This window comes from Rhodococcus sp. IEGM 1366 (assembly GCF_033142425.1).
Taxonomy (GTDB): Bacteria; Actinomycetota; Actinomycetes; order Mycobacteriales; family Mycobacteriaceae; genus Rhodococcus_F; species Rhodococcus_F globerula.
Genome location: NZ_JAWLRZ010000004.1, coordinates 425,249 through 444,348 on the forward strand (window position 1 = coordinate 425,249; position 19,100 = coordinate 444,348).

A 19,100-nucleotide genomic window follows, 5' to 3' on the forward strand; every position below is an offset into this window, starting at 1 on the left:
CGTGACACCGATTCCCAGTCCGAACATCTGGCATTGGCCCGACGTGTACGAGGTGGAGAATCGTGCGCAGGACGTCGACGGCGCAATCTGGACGGCGATGCGTGCGGCTGTGGACTGGGCGGATCGTGACGTCGTGGACGTCGGCTGTGGGGCCGGTTTTCATCTGCCGGAGTTCGCGCGCACTGCGCGCCGGGTGGTCGGGGTCGAGCCGCACACGCCTTTGGTGCGATTGGCCCAGGATCGAACACGCGACGACGCGAAGATCGACGTCGTTGCCGGGTCTGCCGAGTCGACCGGTCTGGCGGATTCGTCTGTCGATGTCGTCCATGCGCGCACGGCGTACTTCTTCGGGAAGGGCTGTGGCCGGGGCATCGCCGAGGCGATGCGAATCCTCAGGCCCGGGGGCGCATTGGTGATTGTCGATCTCGATGTCAGCGCGTCGCCGTACGGCGACTGGATGCGGGCCGATCTGCCCAAGTACGACCCGGCCGCAGTGGAAGCATTCTTCGAGGCTCAGGGATTTTCACTGAGCCGGGCTGAGACCCGATGGGAATTTCGGAATCGGGACGATATGCGCAAGGTTCTCGGGATCGAATTCACCGAGGAAACTGCAGCGCGCGCGTTCTCGACGGTGTCGGGTTTGTCGTTCCCGGTGCGCTATCGCGTGCACGTCCGATTCAAGCCGCGATCGTTGGAATTGCTGTGAATCTCTTCAGAAAGTCGCACGTCAGGCGCTCTTCATGAGCATGAGCGCCTGACGCATTCTGCACCGATTCAGAACTATGCCGAAATTAGTTCTGAGTCGGGATGTGGAAGAGGGTTGCCAGGGCGTGAATCTTCTTTGCCTTTGCCAGCCGCGGCAGGTCACTGCCATCACGTACGCGTGAGCCGTCCTCACCGAGATCGTCGATGACGTCCTGGGCCCAGGCGGCGTCGGCAACGGAGGGGCTCAAACCTGTGTTGACGGGTTCTGTTTGTGCCGGCGTCATGCAGAGCTTGCCTGCCATTCCGAGTGACAGCGTGATCGCACAATCGCGCGACAGCAGATCAAGGTCGGTACCCAACGTCGGGCCGTCGATGGGAGCGGCGATCCGGGCGGCACGGCTCGCGATGGTGAGCCGTGAGCGGGGATAGGACATGGATGTGGGGGAGTCGTCCATCCCGGTGTCGCGGCGGAAGTCGCCACTACCGAATGCCAGTCGGAACGTGCCCTCGGTTCGAGCGATTTCCGGTGCTGCCTCCAGTCCGACTGCCGATTCGACGAGAGCAAGAATCTTCGTGCCCTCTGGGAGGCGTTCGGCGGTGGCGTCTACCTGCTGACCGCTTTCGGTCTTCGCGAGCATGACGCCTTCGAGTCCGGGAAGGCCGGACAGTGCTGCGAGGTCCTCTTCCCAGAACGGTGTGGTGGCGTCGTTGATGCGCACCCAGGCGCGGGCATGCCCGCTCAGGAACGCGACGACGTCTTCTCGGGCCTTCGGCTTGTGTGCCGGGGCGACCGCGTCCTCGACATCGAGAATCACGGCATCTGCAGCGCTGTTCAGCGCGGCGGTGAAGGTGTCCGGTTTGGACGCGGGGACGAGTAGCCAGGATCGCGCTTGTTCAGGTGCGATCCGCATGGTCACAGGTCTCTCCATGTGAGTGGTCACAGCAGGTCCTTTCCGGTGATTTGTACGACACCAATGATGCCTGGCAGACCACCGATCGACCCAATTGCGTAACTAGATTTCAGTCACAGCTGACGCTTGGCCGCGCGGCGAATCTGAACAATCCGGACACCGCCGGCAAGGGCCATGATGAGGGCGCCGGCAATCGCCGCCAGCAGGATGGTGATCCCGAGTGGGAAATCCAGTTGCCACGCCAGGATTTTGACCGACACGTTCTCGAGATTCTGCAGGATGAAGACAAGTAGCAGGATCAGCACAATTGCACCGATGACCAGGCCAACCCACGTTGTTGCCGCGCGAGTTCGGTCGGTGACGGCAGTTCCGGTGGAAGTCGGCGTGGGTTCTACTGGCGGCGCCGGGTCGTGTTTCTCCACGGCCGCCGCGTCATCGGTGGCGGGGAGTTGTGGGTCGGATCCGAACCCGTCGACGGGTCCGTACACGGGTGCGTTCGAGGGATCCTCTGGTGTGCTCGACATGAGTTGATCATCACGCAAGAAGCACGAACATGCACGGGTTCTCGGCGCTCAATCGGGCCGAAGTAGGGGTGAACGCCAAATCAATGGGAGAATGGTGTAACTATGGCTGCCTCTCTTCCCCTCGTTTTCAATGCACCCAAGCGCGGAATGCCTCCTCGGCACCTCGCTGACCTCGACTCCGACGAGCGCAAAGAGGCGGTCAAGGAGCTAGGGTTACCGGCATTCCGGGCCGATCAGATCGCCCGCCAGTACTACGCCCGCCTCGAAGCTGATCCCGAGAAGATGACGGATCTGCCCGCAGCGGTGCGTGAGAAGGTGGGGGACTCGCTCTTCCCGAGGTTGCTGACACCCGTCAAGCATCTCGCGTGCGATGCCGGCGATACTCGCAAGACGCTATGGAAGGCGCACGACGGCACGCTTCTCGAGAGCGTCCTCATGCGGTACCCGGATCGCGCGACGCTGTGCATCTCCAGCCAAGCCGGCTGCGGAATGGCCTGCCCGTTCTGCGCCACCGGTCAGGGCGGCCTCGATCGCAACCTGTCGACGGCGGAAATCGTCGACCAGGTTCGCGACGCTGCTGCTGCCATGCGCGACGGTGAAATTGCGGGCGGACCCGGCCGTCTCTCCAATGTCGTCTTCATGGGCATGGGTGAACCGCTGGCCAACTACAAGCGTGTTGTCGCGGCCGTGCGTCGCATCACGTCACCGGCGCCGGACGGACTCGGACTGTCTCAGCGATCCGTCACCGTGTCGACGGTCGGCCTGGCCCCGGCAATCCGCAAACTCGCCGACGAAGGCCTGAGCGTCACGCTGGCGGTGTCCTTGCACACTCCTGACGACGAACTGCGCGACACCTTGGTACCGGTCAACAACCGGTGGTCGGTGGCTGAGGTTCTGCAGGCTGCGCGGTACTACGCAGATCAGACCGGCCGCCGTGTGTCGATCGAATACGCGATGATCAAGAACGTCAACGATCAGCCGTGGCGCGCGGACATGCTCGGAAAGAAACTCAAGAAGGCACTCGGAGGACTGGTTCACGTCAACCTGATTCCGCTGAACCCGACTCCGGGAAGTGAATGGGACGCGAGCCCGAAGGACGTCGAGCGGGAGTTTGTTCGCCGCGTCATCGCGCAGGGTGTGTCCTGCACGGTCCGCGACACCCGCGGCCAGGAAATCGCTGCCGCCTGTGGTCAGTTGGCTGCTGAAAACTGAAGTACCGCAACAAAAAACCTCCACGAACTCGAAGTTCGTGGAGGTTTTTTGTCTGCGTTGGTTATCGCGGGTGGCGACGGACGATCACGTCACGGATCAAGACGATCGCCATCAAAGCGGCGGTACCGATCAGCCACAGGTCTTCGACCTTGCCACTGTGATTGCCGATGATCATCAGGAGCAGGAATGCCGTGAAGAACCATCCGGCGATACGGAAAGTCTTGAGGCTTTCACCACTCCACCCCCATGCGGCAGAGGGAACCTCGGCCTCATCGACATGTGAGACCACGACGGGGGCGCTGGACTTGACGTCCAACTGGGTATCGGCCACGGTCGATCCTCCTGCTCAATAGGTTGCACTACTGCTCAATATGGTGACATACGACCGACCGTCGTACGTAGTGGGGCGTCGATAAGGTTGTTCTCAGGTGTTATCGGCAACAATGGATGCGTGCAGGAAACCACACCCACCCGCGTCCTTCTCCTCGGCAGCACCGGTTCCATCGGTACACAGGCCTTGGAAGTCATCGCAGCCAACCCCGAACGGTTCGAGGTGGTCGGCTTGGCTGCGGGTGGCAACAACGTCGAGTTGTTGTCCGAGCAGATCAGGGCGACTGGCGTTACCGAGGTTGCGGTGGCGAATCCGGACGCCGCCGCCGCGCTCGACGGCGTAACTGCTCGATCGGGGCCGTCGGCCGCGGCGGAACTGGTTCGCGCCAGTGGAGCCGACGTTGTCCTCAACGCGTTGGTGGGATCACTAGGTTTGGAACCGACGCTGGCCGCTTTGGAGTCTGGCGCGCGACTGGCGCTGGCCAACAAAGAATCGCTGGTTGCCGGCGGCGCACTGGTGACCAAGGCCGCCGCACCAGGTCAGATCGTTCCGGTGGACTCCGAACATTCGGCACTGGCACAGTGCCTTCGCGGTGGCACCGCAGACGAGGTGTCTCGCCTGATTCTCACCGCATCCGGTGGTCCGTTCCGTGGATGGAGTGCCGATGCTCTTGAATCCGTGACACCCGAGCAGGCCGGTGCCCATCCCACGTGGTCGATGGGCCCGATGAACACACTCAACTCGGCGACGTTGGTGAACAAGGGGCTCGAATTGATCGAGACCAACCTTCTGTTCGGGATTGACTACGACCGCATCGACGTCACTGTCCATCCGCAGTCGATCGTGCACTCGATGGTCGCGTTCTTCGACGGCTCCACTTTGGCGCAGGCCAGCCCGCCGGACATGAAACTCCCCATTGCGCTGGCACTGGGGTGGCCCGATCGGATTGCCGGCGCGGCATCGGCGTGCGATTTCACGAAGGCATCCACGTGGGAGTTCGAACCCCTCGACGAGACGGTCTTTCCCGCAGTCGCGTTGGCTCGTAGCGCGGGCAAGGCGGGCGGCTGTTTCACCGCGATCTACAACGCCGCCAACGAAGTTGCCGCGCAGGCATTTCTCGACGGCGTCATCACGTTCCCCACAATCGTCCGGACTGTGTCGGCAGTTCTCGACGACGCGTCGGAGTGGTCCGCAGAACCGACTACCGTAGACGACGTTCTGGCCGCAGACGGCTGGGCACGCACACGCGCGCGTCAGCTCGTGAAGCAGGAGGGCTAGAGCTTCCATGGTTTTTGCATTGGGCGTCATCCTGTTCGCCCTCGGAATCGGCGTGTCCATCGCCCTGCACGAAGCCGGCCACATGTGGACGGCAAAGGCGCTGGGCATGAAGGTCCGCCGCTACTACATCGGCTTCGGTCCCAAGATCTTCTCCTTCCGTCGGGGTGAGACGGAGTACGGCCTCAAGGCCTTGCCGCTCGGCGGTTTCTGCGACATAGCCGGAATGACGGCGCTCGACGAGATGACGCCAGAAGAAGAGCCGCACGCCATGTACAAGAAAGCGGCGTGGAAGCGCGTCGTTGTCATGTCCGGCGGTATCGCGATGAACTTCATTCTCGGACTGTTGCTGATCTACGGTTTGCTCCTCGGCTGGGGCACGCAATCCACGGATCCTGCTCCGGCTGTTGTCGAGAAGCTCTCGTGTGTCGCGCCGACGCAGTACGGCCAGGACCAGAATTGGGCGTTGGCGCCGTGCGAGGGAACCGGCCCTGCCGAAGCTGCCGGACTTGCCCCTGGTGATCGCATAACCGCGGTCGACGGAACACCGGTCGAGACGTTCAAGGAAGTGTCAACCGCAATCCGGGATACCTCCGGCACGGTGGATCTCACCGTCGAACGTGACGGCCAGATACTTCAGATTCCGGTTGCCGTGACCTCTGCCGAACGTTATGTCACGGGCGCAGGTAAGACGACGCCTGAGCTCACCAAGGTCGGGGCCGTCGGGATTGTCGGAGTCGAGCAGGCACGGGAGAGCTACAACGTGCTCACGGCTGTTCCGGCGGCCTTCGACTACACCGGCACGATCATGGTCGAGTCGGTGAAGGCGTTGGCAGATATTCCGTCCAAGGTCGGTGCGCTGTGGGAGTCGGTCACCGGCGGTGAGCGGGCGCAGGACACACCGATCAGTGTCGTGGGAGCGAGCGTGATCGGTGGTGAAGCTGCGGACCGCGCTGAGTGGCCGACATTTGTCCTGCTGCTCGCCTCGATCAACTTCTTCCTCGGCGTTTTCAACATCCTTCCGTTGCTGCCGCTCGACGGTGGACACATCGCAGTGGTTTTCTACGAGAAGATTCGCGACTGGTTCCGTGCCCGGCGCGGACTTATTGCCGGGGGACCGGTCGACTACACCAAGCTTCTCCCGATCACTTACGTCTTCATCGTGATCGGTGGCGCGTTCATGTTGCTGACACTCACAGCTGACATCGTCAATCCGATCAAGATTTTCTAAGGCTGTGTGATCAGCGCAATCGTTTCGAGGCGCTCGCACAACCACGGCCCGGCTAAACTTGCAGTGAAGCTATGAAAGTAGGCACAGACGTGACCACCCCCATCGGTTTGGGAATGCCCTCCGCACCCGCAGCGATTCTCGCTCCGCGACGCAAGACCCGTCAGTTGAAGGTCGGCAACGTGGGTGTGGGTAGCGATTTCCCCATCTCGGTGCAGTCGATGTGCACCACGAAGACGCACGACATCAACGCGACGCTGCAGCAGATCGCCGAACTGACCGCTTCCGGTTGTGACATCGTGCGCGTTGCCTGTCCACGCCAGGAGGACGCGGACGCTCTGGCGACCATCGCGAAGAAGAGTCAGATTCCGGTCATCGCGGATATTCATTTCCAGCCGCGCTACATCTTTGCCGCCATCGACGCCGGATGCGCCGCCGTCCGCGTCAACCCCGGCAACATCAAGGAATTCGACGGCCGTGTCAAAGAGGTAGCCAAGGCTGCCGGTGACGCGGGAATCCCGATTCGTATCGGCGTCAACGCAGGCTCGTTGGATCCTCGATTGATGGCGAAGTACGGCAAGGCCACTCCGGAAGCACTCGTCGAATCCGCGCTGTGGGAAGCCGGACTGTTCGAGGAACACGGTTTCGGTGACATCAAGATCTCCGTCAAGCACAACGACCCCGTTGTGATGGTCGAGGCTTACCGTCAACTCGCTGCAAAATGCGACTACCCGCTGCATCTCGGTGTTACGGAAGCCGGTCCGGCATTCCAGGGCACCATCAAGTCCGCAGTGGCGTTCGGCGCTTTGCTGGCAGAAGGTATCGGCGACACCATTCGTGTGTCACTGTCCGCGCCGCCGGCTGAGGAAATCAAGGTCGGCAACCAGATCCTTCAGTCCTTGAACCTGCGTCCGCGCAAGCTCGAAATCGTGTCGTGCCCGTCCTGCGGACGTGCACAGGTCGACGTCTACACGTTGGCCGATCAGGTGTCTGCTGGTCTCGAAGGCATGGAGATCCCGTTGCGCGTGGCCGTGATGGGCTGCGTTGTCAACGGACCAGGAGAAGCCCGCGAAGCCGATCTCGGAGTGGCGTCCGGCAATGGCAAGGGCCAGATTTTCGTGAAGGGTGAGGTCATCAAAACGGTGCCCGAAGCCATGATCGTCGAGACTCTCATCGAGGAGGCTATGAAGATCGCGGAAGCCATGGAAGGTGAATCTCCCGACGGCGCACCGGTTGTCACGGTGAGCTGATGAACCTGTCGACACTGTGAGTTGAGCAATAGCCGGATGAAACCTTCCCGCAAGTTCCCGGTTCGTGGCAATCTGGGTGCACAAGTCTGCACGGCGCGGGCGCACTGAGAGCGGAGGGGTCAATCAATGCTGAAACTCCTCGGAGCCAAGCCGGTCGGGGGCCGCGATCTCGACGACGTTCGTCGTGTCCTCGACGCCGACCCCATTGCGTCGTGCATGATCGCTTCACGCGTCGAGGAATGCGGCGTTGATCCTCGCATGATCCACGGCGAACTGTGGAGCCGCGGCGGCCCGTCGTCGTCGTTGTGTTTTGCCGGCGCCAATCTTGTGCCTCTTCGCGGAGACATCGACAGCATCCGTGCGTTCGCGGATCGGGCGTGCCGGATTCCGCGAATGTGTTCGTCGGTGGTCGGCCGGGCCGAATTGGCCTTGCCGCTGTGGGAGATGCTCGAGTTGGATTGGGGGAGCGCGCGGGAGGTGCGGGCCGAACAACCTTTGCTCGCGGTGTCCGAACCCCTTTCATGTTTGTCCGATCCGTCGGTCCGGCAGGTCCGGCCCGACGAACTCGACATCTATCTACCCGCTGCCGTCGCCATGTTCATCGAAGAAGTGGGCATCGATCCCCGGACGAACGACGGCGGACGTGGATACCGTCATCGTGTCGCGAGCTTGATCGCGTCGGGCCGAGCGTGGGCAAGAATCGACGACGGCCAGGTTGTCTTCAAGGCCGAGGTGGGTTCCGTGTCGTCACGGTGCGGTCAGATCCAAGGGGTGTGGGTTAATCCCGAATTCCGTGGTCGTGGATACGGAGTGACGGGGACGGCCGCAGTCGCCGAATCGATCATGGCAACCGGCAGGGTCGCGAGTCTGTATGTCAACAGCTTCAACACAGTGGCACGGTCCACGTACGCGCGGGTCGGGTTCCGGCAGGTCGCAACATTTGCGACCGTTCTCCTCGATTGAGTCGTGCCTCCGCTGCGTCGAGTTTGTGTCGACTTAGTATGGGGTCCGATGAACACTCGGACTTTCACGCGTAGCCGCTCCGCCCAAATCCTGGCGTCCTGCACTGCTGTTTTGCTGGCGGTGGGGGTTAGCTCATGCACTCCGAAGCCGGCGGGGCCGGAACCTGTGGCTCAGCAGTTCTTGAGTGCGTTTGCAGACCGGGATATCGAGGAAGCAGCGGGGTTGACGGATCGACCTGACGCGGCCGGGGCTGTGCTGAGCGATACGTGGGACGAGTTGCAGGCCGAGTCGATGACGGCGGAGACCACCAAGGTCAAGATCGACGGCGATACCGCGACGGTTGGCTACACCTACGTCTGGCACCTCCCGAAGGAGCGTGTCTGGACGTACGACGGTGAAATGCAGATGGGCCGCAAGGACGGAGGCTGGTCCGTCCGTTGGAGTTCCACCGACGTCCACCCGAAACTCGGTGACAAGCAGACCATGTCGTTGCGGTCGAAACCGGCGCCCCGGGCTCGCGTCAACGAGCATTCGGGAACCGATGTTCTGGTTCCGGGAATCGTGTACCGGGTCAAGTTCGATCGCTCGAAGAGTTCCGACGTCGTCGGTGCGGCAAACGCCTTGGCCGCGACCTTGGCTCAGTTCGATTCCACGCTGTCGGGCCAGTCGATCGCAGAGTCGTCGACGGCTGTGAAGGGTGACTACCTGGTCACTCGTTTGCGTAGCGACGACTACGAGCGGGTAACGGCGCAGTTGGCCGGGATTTCCGGGGTGAGCGTCTCCGATGAATCGGATCTGGTGTCCACCGATCCGGAGTTTGCACCGGACCTGCTGGGGCAGATCAAGAAGACGATCATCGACGAGGTGGACGGCAAGGCCGGGTGGAGTGTCGTCACGGTCAACCAGAACGGCGTCGATACCGATATCTTGACGGAGACTGCGCCGCAACCGGTTCCGTCGTTCACTATCAGTCTCGACCGCAATATTCAGATCGCCGCGCAACGTGCCGTCAATGTGAATGCGGATCAGGCGATGATGGTGGTGATCGAGGCTTCCACCGGCGCGATCCTGGCGGTAGCCCAGAACAAGGCGGCGGACCGCGACGGTCCGGTCGCGACGACGGGCCTGTACCCGCCCGGTTCCACGTTCAAGATCGTGACTGCGGGTGCCGCAATTTCCGGTGGGCAAGCGAGCCCGGAGACGATGGTACCGTGCCCCGGTCGCATCGAGATCGGTCAGCGAAGTGTCCCGAACTACAACGAGTTCTCGCTCGGGACGGTACCGATGGCAACGGCGTTCGCCCGTTCGTGCAACACAAGTTTCGCGAAACTGGCCAGTGAGATGGAACCCGATGCATTGACCACTGCGGCAGCGCAGTTCGGTATCGGCCCCGATTACAACATCGTGGGATTGCCGACCGATTCCGGTTCGGTCCCGCCCGCGCCGGATCTGGTGCAGCGCACCGAGGACGGCTTCGGGCAGGGCTTGGTGGTCGTGAGTCCGTTCGGTATGGCATTGGCTGCAGCGACGGTGGCCCACGGGTCCACTCCTGTGCCGCAACTGATTTCGGGTCGGGAAACCGTCATCGACGGTGACCGCACGCCCATCAGTCCGGAGATGGTCGATGGTTTGCGCGGCATGATGCGCTTGGTGGTTACCAGTGGTACGGCTGAGCGCGTCGAGGATCAGGGTGAGGTGTACGGCAAGACCGGTGAGGCCGAGGTCGATGGCGGCTCGCATGCATGGTTCGTCGGGTATCGGGGTGACTTAGCTTTTGCGACTTTGGTTGTGCGCGGCGGAAGTTCGGACAATGCTGTCGGCGTAACGCGGGACATGTTCGCAGCTCTCCCGGAAGGTTACTGACCTTCAGCGTTCTGCGAGATGCTCCGGGTCGATTTCGGGGCCGCCTCGCCCGGATCGCTTGTTCACGGCGTAGGTGACGAGCCAGAGAACTGCTCCGATCCCGAGGAGAATCCCGGCGATCTGATATTGCACGACGGGACGGTCGGCGATAGGCGTGACCAGAAGGCCTGAGGTGATGGCGCCGAGGATCGGAAAGATTGTCGGAACCCGGAAGTGCTTGTGTTCCACGGGATGTCTGCGTAGCACCAGAACTGCGATGTTGACGATGGTGAAGACGCACAGCAGCAGTAGTGCGGTGGTTCCGCCCAGTTCCGGAACCTCGCCGACAAAGGTGATCAACCCGAATGCGACAAGCGTCGTGAAGATGATGGCGACATAGGGTGTGCGCCTGGTGCGGTGGACTTTGCCGAACGCCGACGGAAGTATGCCTTCGCGACTGATTCCGTACAGGAGTCGCGATGCCATCAGCATGTTGATCAGTGCCGTGTTTGCCACGGCGAACATCGTGATGAACGCGAAGATACCAATGGGGAATCCGGGTGCCCCGGCCTGGACCACTTTGAGGAGTGGGGTGTCACCTTCGCCGAGCTCGCTCGGGCTTACCAAGGCAATTGCGGTGATGGAGACCAATATGTAGATGATTCCGGTGATCACCAGCCCGGTGAGGAGAACCTTCGGGAAGATCCGGGTCGGTTCTTTGCATTCTTCGGCCATGTTCACCGAGTCCTCGAAACCGACCATCGCAAAGAACGCGAGCGCGGTGCCGGCGATCACCGCGGAGAGGGTGCTGCGATCGCCGGTGTCGAATGTGGTGACTCGCGCGAAATCGCCGTCGCCGACGCCGAGTGCCCACAGACCGATCATGATGATGATCAACAGTCCGGACAATTCGATGCAGGTCAGCACTACGTTTGTCTTGACGCTTTCGCTGACACCGCGGAAGTTGACGATCGCCACTACCGCCATGAAGGCGATACCCAACAGCGTGATACCTATTCCGGTGGTGAAGTCGAGGTCGAATGCCTCGACAAAATTGGCTGCGAATGCCCGCGATGCGGTGGACGCGGATGTGATCCCGGAGCACATGACGGCAAAGGCAACCATGTACGTCAGGAAGTGGATGCCGAATGCTTTGTGTGTATACAGTGCTGCGCCTGCGGCTTTGGGATACTTGGTCACCAGTTCGAGGTAGCTGAACGCGGTGATCATCGCGATCACGAACGCGACGAGGAACGGTACCCAGACTGCGCCGCCTACCTGATTGGCGACCTTTCCGGTGAGTGCGTAGATACCAGTGCCCAGGATGTCTCCGACGATGAACAGGAGAAGCAGGCCGGGGCCCATGACGCGTTTGAGGCTCGGTTGTTCCGAGGATTGCCTGTTGTCCATGGTTTCCGACATCAGCGTCACCCTTCGTTGCGAGCGCTCTCGGCCATCCAGCCGTACATGCTCCTGGGCTGCGCCCAGTTTTACGGCAGTATGCCCAATCGTCGTGCCGTCACTACTGCTTCGTGGCGCGAGCTTGCGTCGAGCTTGCCCATTGCGCTTCTCAGGTAGCTCTTGACGGTTTCCGCGCTGACTGAGAGACGCTGTGCTGCTTCGATGTTGGTACATCCAAGGGCGACCTGTGAGAGGACGTCGATTTCGCGTGGCGTCAGGGTCACGGCCGAGGCCATGTCGCGGTCAGCGGGGCTAAGGACCGATGCGAGACGTTGCGAGAGTCCGCGGAGTTTGATCTGCAGATCGGTATCCGTGACGCTGTTTGCGACACTGCGCAGTTCGGCGTGCACGTCGCGGATCTCTTCGGTGGACATGCCGTCGCTGCTTGCGGCGGATGCGGCTTGCAGGAGTTGGAGGCGTCGGTCGACTTCGTCGCGGATCGCGAATTCCATCCCCAGTCGACGGGAGGCGGACACCATGACGTCGCCGGCGCGGTCGCCGAGTGGGGCGCTCTCACGGATTGCGGCATACAGCACGGCCCGAGATTTGCCGGCAACCATGACCGGAACGGCAATGATGGAGTGCAATCCCTCGCTCAGCACCGGTCGATCGAAGTGATGAGTGATGGACTGGGAGTTGCCGTAGTCGTGAACCAGGATCGGTGCTCGCTGCGCGACGGCGCGGCCACCCATGCCGGAGCGCGGCGGGATGGCGAGGCCCTTGAGGTTGTTGGTGCGCGTGCCGACAAATTCGGTGAGGTGCAGGGTCTCGTCCTGTACTTCACCGCCGAACAGCACGGGAACAACGCCCTGAGCGGCGATCGAACGGAGTTCGCTCCGCATGGCGTCCCCGTCTCGGGGGCGTAGAAGTGACGATGAACTTCGGGTCACGCCGCACCCCTTTCCGGGGGTAGTGAAGTTTCCTTGTGAGCTTGATCATAAGTGGTGGACACTGCGTATGACGAGTCGGTGATCAAACCCGCCGACCCACAATACGACCATGAAAAAGGAGCATGTTGATGAGCACCGATCCCACGGCGCGGGTGCGTGAGCTTTTGGATCAGTACGACACCCCCGAGGCCAGCGCCGCAGAACTGCTCTGCGACCGGCACCCCGCGGACGGCGTTGCCTTCACCGTTGTCGAGGCAGACCTTAGCTCAGTGGACCTCACGTACGGGTACCTACGTGAGCAGTCCGCCCGGTTTGCCGCGGCACTGTCGGACCTCGGAGTCGAACCGGGTGACCACGTCGCGACGCTCATGGGCAAGTCCGCCGATCTGGTGGTCGCGTTGCTCGGTATCTGGCGCCGCGGCGCAGTTCACGTGCCGTTGTTCACCGCGTTTGCCGCTCCGGCAATTGCGTTCCGCTTGACTGCCAGCGGCGCGAAGGTCGTCATTTCCGACGCGAATCAGCTGGAGAAGTTGGCACCGGGTGAAGACATTCCCGCCGACGCCCCGTGGCGGATCATCGTCGCGGGTGGCGCTGTCGGCGACGAGTTGGACTTCGGCACCCTGGTCGCGGCGCAGGACGCCGAGGATCCGAAGGGCGCTGCTCAGGCTGTCGGCGGCAACGGCCCGATGGTGCAGTTGTTCACGAGTGGCACCACGGGAACACCGAAGGGCGTGCCGGTTCCGGTGCGTGCGCTGGCGTCGTTCCACGCGTATCAGGAGTTCGGCCTCGACGTCCGCGGCGACGACGTGTTCTGGAACGCCGCTGATCCGGGCTGGGCGTACGGCCTGTACTACGCGTTGCTCGGACCGTTGGCCGCAGGCACTCGAAGCCTGCTACTGCACGCCGGTTTCTCCGCGCCGTTGACGTGGCAGATCATCGAGAAGTTCGGTGTCACCAATTTTGCCGCAGCACCGACGGTGTACCGCAGCCTGCGCGCTGACAAAACACCTGTCCCCGCCGGTATCTCCTTGCGGCGCGCGTCGTCCGCAGGTGAGCCGCTGACGCCGGATGTTGTTGCGTGGTCCAAGGATTCGCTGGGCGTCGAGGTTCGGGATCACTACGGACAGACCGAGCACGGCATGTTCATCGTCAACGCGTGGGCCGACGGTCTGCGTGAGGACGTACGCCCCGGTTCGATGGGTCTGCCATTGCCGGGCTGGTCCACCGCTGTGCTGGAAGACAATTCCGACGACATTGCTCCGGCCGGGACACCGGGCCGGGTGGCGATCGATACCCACAACAGTCCACTCATGTGGTTCACCGGGTACGTCGACGCACCGGAGAAGACGAAGCAGCGCTTCACCGAAGACGGACGCTGGTACATCACCGGCGACGCGGGCATGACGGACGAGGACGGTTTCTACTTCTTCTCCTCGCGTGACGACGACGTCATCATCATGGCGGGCTACCGCATCGGCCCCTTCGACGTGGAAAGCGTGCTGGTCATGCACGAGCACGTCATCGAGGCTGCGGTTGTGGGTATGCCGGACGAGTTGCGCGGAGAAGTTCTCGAGGCGTTTGTCGTTCTGCGCGAAGGCGTCGATGGTGACGACGATTTGGAGAAGGAACTGCAGACCCTGGTGAAGAAGAAGTTTGCCGCTCACGCCTACCCGCGTACGGTGCACTTCGTTCCGAGCCTGCCCAAGACTCCGAGTGGCAAGGTCCAGCGGTACATCTTACGTAAGGGGTAATCCCACTGTGCGCCTTTGTTAACCGCGGGCGGTTGACAAAGGCGCACAGCAGGTTTTCAGAGTCCGAGTTGATCGGCAGTTTGTTCGGCCAGGGCAGGGCCGAGCGTCATTCCGCGCCCACCGGGACCGGCGATCACCCAGACATTGTCGGCGGCTTGCGCGCGGTGAACCAGTTGTGTGGGATCGAGGCATTGGCTGTACACGCCGGCCCAACGCTTGACGATCGGTGGAAGATCTCGTCCGAGAAGGGTTTCCACGACGCCGGACAGGTGACGATACGGCTCCTCGTCTACGTCGAAGTTGAAGGGCTCCTCGTACTCGTGGGTGTCGCCGATCGTGAGCCCGCCGTGCAGGCGCTGGACGCACAGGAGTTGCATGCGGTGCTGTTCGGCAGTCGCCTCTTGAGGCTGGACTTTGTGGAGGGTATCCAGTGCGGGGCCCGCAAAGCCGGGGTAGTACCGGAAGCTGTCACCGTCGGCGATTGCGGTGGTGAGCTTTTCGCCGAGCGGCGCTGTCTGCATCATCTGCAGGCGCACTCGGCGAAGGGGAAGGTCTCCGGCCAGGTCGCGGGCCAACCCGCCCAATGTGGCTCCGGGGCAGACGATTACCAGGTCTGCGTCGTAGCTGCGTCCGTGGTCGTCGCGAATGTGAACGCCGGATTCGGTGGTGGTGATCTCGCGGGCTTCCGTGCCGGCGTGGAATGTGTACCTTCCGGTGGCGCCGAGGTAGCCGCGGATTGCCGGGAGCGCTTGGCGCGATTCAACGGCTGCGTCGAGAGTGCAGTGCAAGCCGCCGAGGAACTTGCCTTGGAGTGCGGGGTTGATGACGCGAACTGCGTCGGCGTCGAGAAGCGAAAAGCCGCGGTTCTCGGCGTCTTCTCGCCCAAACGCTTCCTCGGCTACCGCAACTTCCTCCTCCGTGCGCATCAGGGTGATGGAGCCGGCCGCGCGGTATCCGATTCCCGGGACGCGAACGGCTAGATCGGCCCATAATTCGCGCGATCGTAGAGTGGCCTCGAGTTCGTGAGGCGCTCGCCCGGATGCCCAGACCAATCCGAAGTTTCGTACCGTTGCACCACGGGCCTCGGGTTCACGTTCGAGATGGATGACGTCGTGTCCGCGGCGGATGGCCTCGTCGGCGTGCGTCGTTCCGAGTATCCCGCCACCGACAATCAAAATTTGCATGAAGCGATCATGACCTTTGGTCTAGACCAGCAAGGATCATCGAAACGAACAACAGGTTAACCCTTGGTATAGACCAGTCACGGGGCGTCCATCGGTATGTCGGCAAGAAGTGCGGTACCGCTTCCGGCTCGCGAAATGATCTCCAACTGGCCGCCGAGGGCCTCGACGCGATCCCTGATTCCGGTCAGTCCGGACCCTTTGGCGGGGTCGGCACCTCCGGACCCGTCGTCGCGGACCGAGAGCTCGAGGTGCGTGCCGGTCGTTCTGGCCTGCAGGTGCACCCCCGACGCGCGGGCATGTTTAGCTGCGTTTGTCAGGGCTTCCGCTGCGACGTAGTACGCCGCTACTTCCGTGGATTCCGGCACTCGCGGTTCGAGGTGCAGATCCAGATCGACGGGAATCGCGGAGCGGCGGGCAAGGGCTTTCAGTGCTGGGCCGAGACCTCCCTTGGACCGGATCGCGGGATAGATTCCGCGTGAGATTTCTCGGAGATCGGCGGAGACATCGTTGAGTCCTGCCACGATGTCGGATATCTGTTCCTTGAGCGCGGCCGGTTCGGTATCCGCCGACGCTTCGGCGGACCGGAGCGCGAGCCCAAGCGAGACGAGGCGCTGTTGTGCACCGTCGTGCAGATCGCGTTCGAGTCTGTGCCGTGCGTCGTCGGCGGCGGCGACGATCCGGGCGCGCGACGCGGTGAGTTGTGTGTGGGCTTGAGCGTTGGCGATTGCGGTTGCCAGCAAATCAGTGAAGTCGCCGACGCGTGCTTCGGTGTCTGGCGGGAGGGGATCGGGGCTGGTTGACCCGACTACCGCCGAGCCCCACAGGTTTCCGTCGACGACGATCGGCACGGCGACCTCCGAGTTCTGCGCCGAGTCGATCCGAGCGCAGTGGCCGGAGCGGAAGACTCGTGCGGCGATACTTTCGCCGTCGACGGGGTGGGGTGCGCCCCGCGCAGACCCACCGACCGGTTCTGTGTTGGAGGCCACCAACATGGACATACCGTCAGAACTGAAGCAATACAGACCGGTCGATCGATTGCCCAGTATTCGGGTCAATTCCGCTGCGACGGAAGCGCATACGTCCGACGGGGAAGTGCCGTGCGCAATCAGGGTCGCAATGCGTCGGAGTGCGGCCTGTTGCTCTACGAGAGCTCTGAGCTCCGCATGGCTCGCTTCGATCATCTGTTGGGCCACGCGGCGCTCCGTCACGTCGCGGCCGGCCGCATAGAGCGAATCGCGCGCCGGGACGGTGTTCCATTCGATCCATCGCGCGGAGCCGTCTTTGCAGACGAGTCGGGATTCGAATTGTGCAACTGGAAGACCTCGGGCCAGATCGTCGAGAGCCTCGATGGTTCGTGCTCTGTCGGCAGGATGGACAAGATCCAGGAAGGGTCGCTTCAACATTTCCTGTGACGTGTACCCGAGTGCCTTCTCGAACGCCGGGTTCACTCGCTTGCAGAAACCGTCGATGCCGCCGATGCAGAGCAGATCGGACGAAAGATCGAAGAACTTCTCGAGATCGTCGACGCCGACCGCGGATGCGTGATCGCTCGATTTGCGATCACGAGTCGAGCGCAGCAACTCCGTCAGGCGGCCCAACAATCCGACCGTCTTACCCGGGGCGATTCTCGTCCGAAAAATATCCATGAGTAACCCGTTGCGACAAAAATTGCCGCGGCCATACCGCCCAGCGCTGACGAGGCATCGGTTTCCTGCTTCAGTCTACGGCGACGGCAGGTGACTAAGCCATCGCGCGTGCGCTTGGAGACTCGAGCAGTCAGCATGCTTGGAGGTAGGTGACAACGGCGAGTACTCGGCGGTGGTTTTCACCGGTCTCGGTGAGTTCCAGTTTGGTGAGAATGCTGCGGACGTGTTTCTCGACGGTGCCCGGCGTGACACACAGCCTGTGGGCGATACCCACGTTCGAACGTCCTTCAGCCATCAATGCCAGCACTTCTCGTTCGCGCGTGCTGAGGGCGGCAAGTGGGTCGTTGCGTCGGCGAGCCGTCACCAACTCCCGAACCAAGGCGGGGTCGATAACTGCCGCGCCCTTGGCGATTCGCTGGAGGGTCTCGACAAAATCGTCCACGTCGGTGATGCGGCTCTTGAGCAGGTAACCAATCCCTTGACCGCTTGCGAGCAACTCCATTGCCTGCTCGACGTCGGCGTGCGCCGACAGGACCAGAATGCCGGTTTCCGGGAGTTCGTCGCGGATCACCTTGGCCGCGTCGAGTCCTTCGGTCGTATGAGTCGGTGGCATTCGGATGTCGACCACCACAAGATCCGGCGACATTTCCCGGACCGAATCCAGCAATTGCTCCGCGTCGCCGGCCTGACCCACAACGTCGACGCCCGAGCGGGTCAGCAGGCTTGCGAGACCTTCGCGGAGTAGGACGTCGTCCTCGGCCAGCACCACCCGGACTGTGCTGTGGCTGTTGCTGTCTCTATCTCGATGTGGTGCAACGAAACTGAAATCTGTCATCGTCGACTCCGAGACTCCCGGTCCATGACTGGGTGTTCACCCAAACGTCGCCGGGCCGATCAACTTCGAGCCTACCGAGTTGCGGTCTGCAGGTATACGCGAGGACGGCGATGTTGCTCCGGGGCGACTCGGTGGTGGCATTGAAGGTAGCGGGAATGGTGGCAGTGGGGGCAGTCGGTAGCGCAGATGGGCGTCAGCGGTGACGACATCGGTACGTGTGCCGACGATTCTGGGAGTCAGAAGTAATTTCGGGAGGCAACATGACCACATTGCAAGGAGCACCTGTGCCGTCAGCGCAGTACCGACAGGCGTGACGGTCGTGGTCGGAAGATTGGTCTCTCGTGATCGCGACGTTCTTCCTCAGGAGGCACAGTTTCGTTATCGACAAGCGGAGCCTCGCCAGTGATAAGGATTGCGACAATGACGAATCGAATGGCGTATCAACGGATTGTAGGTACCAGATCGCACATAGAATTCCTCAATATCTTGGACGAGGAAGAATTCGATAGTCCGGATCGGACTATGGGAATTCTTCGAAACTGGGCCCGCCAGTATCTCACTGAGCCACACCAGGATTTGGGGCGAGCAGGTCCAGTGTGCCCATTTACCGGTCCATCGCTGGAACGGCGCCTTTTCTGGGCAGGAATCGTCCAAGGTGACAACATAGATTTTTCCTTGATGACAAAGATCGCGCAGGACATGGCCGACATATTTCCGGAGCTGAGTCCCAGTGACGGGAAAGATGCAGTATTCAAGGCGATTCTGGCGATATTTCCGGATCTGACTGATTTCTCGATCATTGATGCGGTTCAGTCGTATGGAAAGTCGACGTTCATCAACAAAGGTCTGATGCTGGGACAGTTTTATCCAGGGTGTACCAGGCCCGGTTTATGGAACGACGACTTCAAACCACTGGATGCACCGCTTCCGATGCTGGCAGTGAGGCACATGGTCAGCACGGACTACCCGTTCCTGACCGAACGTTCCGAATGGATGGCTGCGTATTTGAAGCGGTTTGCGCCGACTGTCCCGCCGCCTGCCCGCGCCTACATCGTCTCGAAACTGGAGTCTTAGCACGACGCGCTGGAGTTC

General features: G+C 61.9%; 17 protein-coding genes. 9 read left to right on the forward strand and 8 right to left on the reverse strand.

Going from position 1 to position 19,100, the window contains the following annotated elements; all coding sequences use genetic code 11:
• Position 1 precedes the first annotated feature (1 nt).
• Positions 2–706, forward strand: coding sequence for a class I SAM-dependent methyltransferase (locus tag R4P64_RS14750; protein ID WP_317821400.1), 705 nt, complete (start codon positions 2–4; stop codon positions 704–706).
• 85 nt (positions 707–791) lie between these two features.
• On the opposite strand, the gene R4P64_RS14755 is transcribed toward R4P64_RS14750, so the two are convergent.
• Both R4P64_RS14755 and R4P64_RS14760 read right to left on the reverse strand, forming a co-directional pair.
• Entirely contained in the window at positions 792–1,634 is an 843-nt protein-coding gene (locus tag R4P64_RS14755; RefSeq protein ID WP_116103141.1) for an HpcH/HpaI aldolase/citrate lyase family protein, read from the reverse strand.
• 95 nt (positions 1,635–1,729) lie between these two features.
• Entirely contained in the window at positions 1,730–2,140 is a 411-nt protein-coding gene (locus R4P64_RS14760) for a lipopolysaccharide assembly LapA domain-containing protein (RefSeq protein ID WP_317821402.1), read from the reverse strand.
• 102 nt (positions 2,141–2,242) lie between these two features.
• On the opposite strand from R4P64_RS14760, the gene rlmN reads away from it, so the two are divergent.
• Positions 2,243–3,352, forward strand: a complete 1,110-nt coding sequence (gene rlmN, locus R4P64_RS14765) for a 23S rRNA (adenine(2503)-C(2))-methyltransferase RlmN (RefSeq protein ID WP_033236517.1) — start codon at positions 2,243–2,245, stop codon at positions 3,350–3,352.
• A gap of 61 nt (positions 3,353–3,413) precedes the next feature.
• Here rlmN and R4P64_RS14770 read toward each other — a convergent pair whose 3' ends face one another.
• On the reverse strand, positions 3,414–3,683 hold the full coding sequence (locus R4P64_RS14770; RefSeq protein ID WP_033236516.1) for a DUF2631 domain-containing protein: 270 nt from the start codon (positions 3,681–3,683) through the stop codon (positions 3,414–3,416).
• Between the two features lie 120 nt (positions 3,684–3,803).
• Between R4P64_RS14770 and dxr the strand changes: the two genes are divergently transcribed.
• The 5 genes from dxr to R4P64_RS14795 all read left to right on the forward strand — a co-directional run bounded on the left by dxr (position 3,804) and on the right by R4P64_RS14795 (position 10,262).
• Positions 3,804–4,961, forward strand: coding sequence for a 1-deoxy-D-xylulose-5-phosphate reductoisomerase (dxr, locus tag R4P64_RS14775; protein ID WP_317821405.1), 1,158 nt, complete (start codon positions 3,804–3,806; stop codon positions 4,959–4,961).
• A gap of 7 nt (positions 4,962–4,968) precedes the next feature.
• The gene (locus R4P64_RS14780) at positions 4,969–6,189 is read left to right on the forward strand and encodes a M50 family metallopeptidase (protein ID WP_092808507.1); all 1,221 of its coding nucleotides are present in this window, start codon (positions 4,969–4,971) and stop codon (positions 6,187–6,189) included.
• 89 nt (positions 6,190–6,278) lie between these two features.
• Positions 6,279–7,436: a flavodoxin-dependent (E)-4-hydroxy-3-methylbut-2-enyl-diphosphate synthase gene (gene ispG, locus R4P64_RS14785; RefSeq protein WP_092808598.1), complete on the forward strand. Its 1,158-nt coding sequence runs from the start codon at positions 6,279–6,281 to the stop codon at positions 7,434–7,436.
• A gap of 126 nt (positions 7,437–7,562) precedes the next feature.
• The gene (locus R4P64_RS14790) at positions 7,563–8,399 is read left to right on the forward strand and encodes a GNAT family N-acetyltransferase (RefSeq protein ID WP_317821409.1); all 837 of its coding nucleotides are present in this window, start codon (positions 7,563–7,565) and stop codon (positions 8,397–8,399) included.
• Positions 8,400–8,447: 48 nt separating this feature from the next.
• Positions 8,448–10,262 (forward strand): penicillin-binding transpeptidase domain-containing protein, encoded by a 1,815-nt coding sequence (locus R4P64_RS14795; protein ID WP_317821410.1) that lies wholly within the window; start codon positions 8,448–8,450, stop codon positions 10,260–10,262.
• Positions 10,263–10,265: 3 nt separating this feature from the next.
• Here R4P64_RS14795 and R4P64_RS14800 read toward each other — a convergent pair whose 3' ends face one another.
• Entirely contained in the window at positions 10,266–11,663 is a 1,398-nt protein-coding gene (locus R4P64_RS14800; protein ID WP_045067932.1) for an APC family permease, read from the reverse strand.
• A 68-nt stretch (positions 11,664–11,731) separates the two neighbouring features.
• The gene (locus tag R4P64_RS14805) at positions 11,732–12,544 is read right to left on the reverse strand and encodes a LuxR C-terminal-related transcriptional regulator (protein ID WP_233364741.1); all 813 of its coding nucleotides are present in this window, start codon (positions 12,542–12,544) and stop codon (positions 11,732–11,734) included.
• 176 nt (positions 12,545–12,720) lie between these two features.
• On the opposite strand from R4P64_RS14805, the gene R4P64_RS14810 reads away from it, so the two are divergent.
• Positions 12,721–14,343: an AMP-binding protein gene (locus tag R4P64_RS14810; protein ID WP_092808597.1), complete on the forward strand. Its 1,623-nt coding sequence runs from the start codon at positions 12,721–12,723 to the stop codon at positions 14,341–14,343.
• Between the two features lie 56 nt (positions 14,344–14,399).
• On the opposite strand, the gene R4P64_RS14815 is transcribed toward R4P64_RS14810, so the two are convergent.
• The 3 genes from R4P64_RS14815 to R4P64_RS14825 form a co-directional block, all read right to left on the reverse strand.
• On the reverse strand, positions 14,400–15,527 hold the full coding sequence (locus R4P64_RS14815) for a TIGR03364 family FAD-dependent oxidoreductase (protein ID WP_317821415.1): 1,128 nt from the start codon (positions 15,525–15,527) through the stop codon (positions 14,400–14,402).
• A gap of 77 nt (positions 15,528–15,604) precedes the next feature.
• Positions 15,605–17,173, reverse strand: coding sequence for a PAS domain-containing protein (locus tag R4P64_RS14820; protein WP_317821417.1), 1,569 nt, complete (start codon positions 17,171–17,173; stop codon positions 15,605–15,607).
• A gap of 130 nt (positions 17,174–17,303) precedes the next feature.
• Positions 17,304–18,008, reverse strand: a complete 705-nt coding sequence (locus R4P64_RS14825) for a response regulator transcription factor (RefSeq protein WP_317821419.1) — start codon at positions 18,006–18,008, stop codon at positions 17,304–17,306.
• Between the two features lie 420 nt (positions 18,009–18,428).
• On the opposite strand from R4P64_RS14825, the gene R4P64_RS14830 reads away from it, so the two are divergent.
• A complete protein-coding gene (locus R4P64_RS14830) occupies positions 18,429–19,082 on the forward strand; it encodes a DUF6875 domain-containing protein (RefSeq protein WP_317821420.1) in 654 nt (217 codons plus the stop codon).
• The last annotated feature ends 18 nt before the right edge of the window (positions 19,083–19,100 follow it).

Excerpts from the sequence above, each read along its gene's own strand:
- R4P64_RS14760 (WP_317821402.1), bottom strand. The coding sequence starts at position 2,140 with ATGTCGAGCACACCAGAGGATCCCTCGAACGCACCCGTGTACGGACCC.
- R4P64_RS14800 (WP_045067932.1), bottom strand. The coding sequence starts at position 11,663 with ATGTCGGAAACCATGGACAACAGGCAATCCTCGGAACAACCGAGCCTC.
- R4P64_RS14780 (WP_092808507.1), top strand. The coding sequence starts at position 4,969 with ATGGTTTTTGCATTGGGCGTCATCCTGTTCGCCCTCGGAATCGGCGTG.
- R4P64_RS14805 (WP_233364741.1), bottom strand. The coding sequence starts at position 12,544 with ATGCGGAGCGAACTCCGTTCGATCGCCGCTCAGGGCGTTGTTCCCGTG.
- R4P64_RS14810 (WP_092808597.1), top strand. The coding sequence starts at position 12,721 with ATGAGCACCGATCCCACGGCGCGGGTGCGTGAGCTTTTGGATCAGTAC.
- R4P64_RS14790 (WP_317821409.1), top strand. The coding sequence starts at position 7,563 with ATGCTGAAACTCCTCGGAGCCAAGCCGGTCGGGGGCCGCGATCTCGAC.
- rlmN (WP_033236517.1), top strand. The coding sequence starts at position 2,243 with ATGGCTGCCTCTCTTCCCCTCGTTTTCAATGCACCCAAGCGCGGAATG.
- R4P64_RS14825 (WP_317821419.1), bottom strand. The coding sequence starts at position 18,008 with ATGACAGATTTCAGTTTCGTTGCACCACATCGAGATAGAGACAGCAAC.
- R4P64_RS14820 (WP_317821417.1), bottom strand. The coding sequence starts at position 17,173 with ATGGATATTTTTCGGACGAGAATCGCCCCGGGTAAGACGGTCGGATTG.
- R4P64_RS14815 (WP_317821415.1), bottom strand. The coding sequence starts at position 15,527 with ATGCAAATTTTGATTGTCGGTGGCGGGATACTCGGAACGACGCACGCC.
- R4P64_RS14755 (WP_116103141.1), bottom strand. The coding sequence starts at position 1,634 with ATGGAGAGACCTGTGACCATGCGGATCGCACCTGAACAAGCGCGATCC.
- R4P64_RS14795 (WP_317821410.1), top strand. The coding sequence starts at position 8,448 with ATGAACACTCGGACTTTCACGCGTAGCCGCTCCGCCCAAATCCTGGCG.
- R4P64_RS14830 (WP_317821420.1), top strand. The coding sequence starts at position 18,429 with ATGACGAATCGAATGGCGTATCAACGGATTGTAGGTACCAGATCGCAC.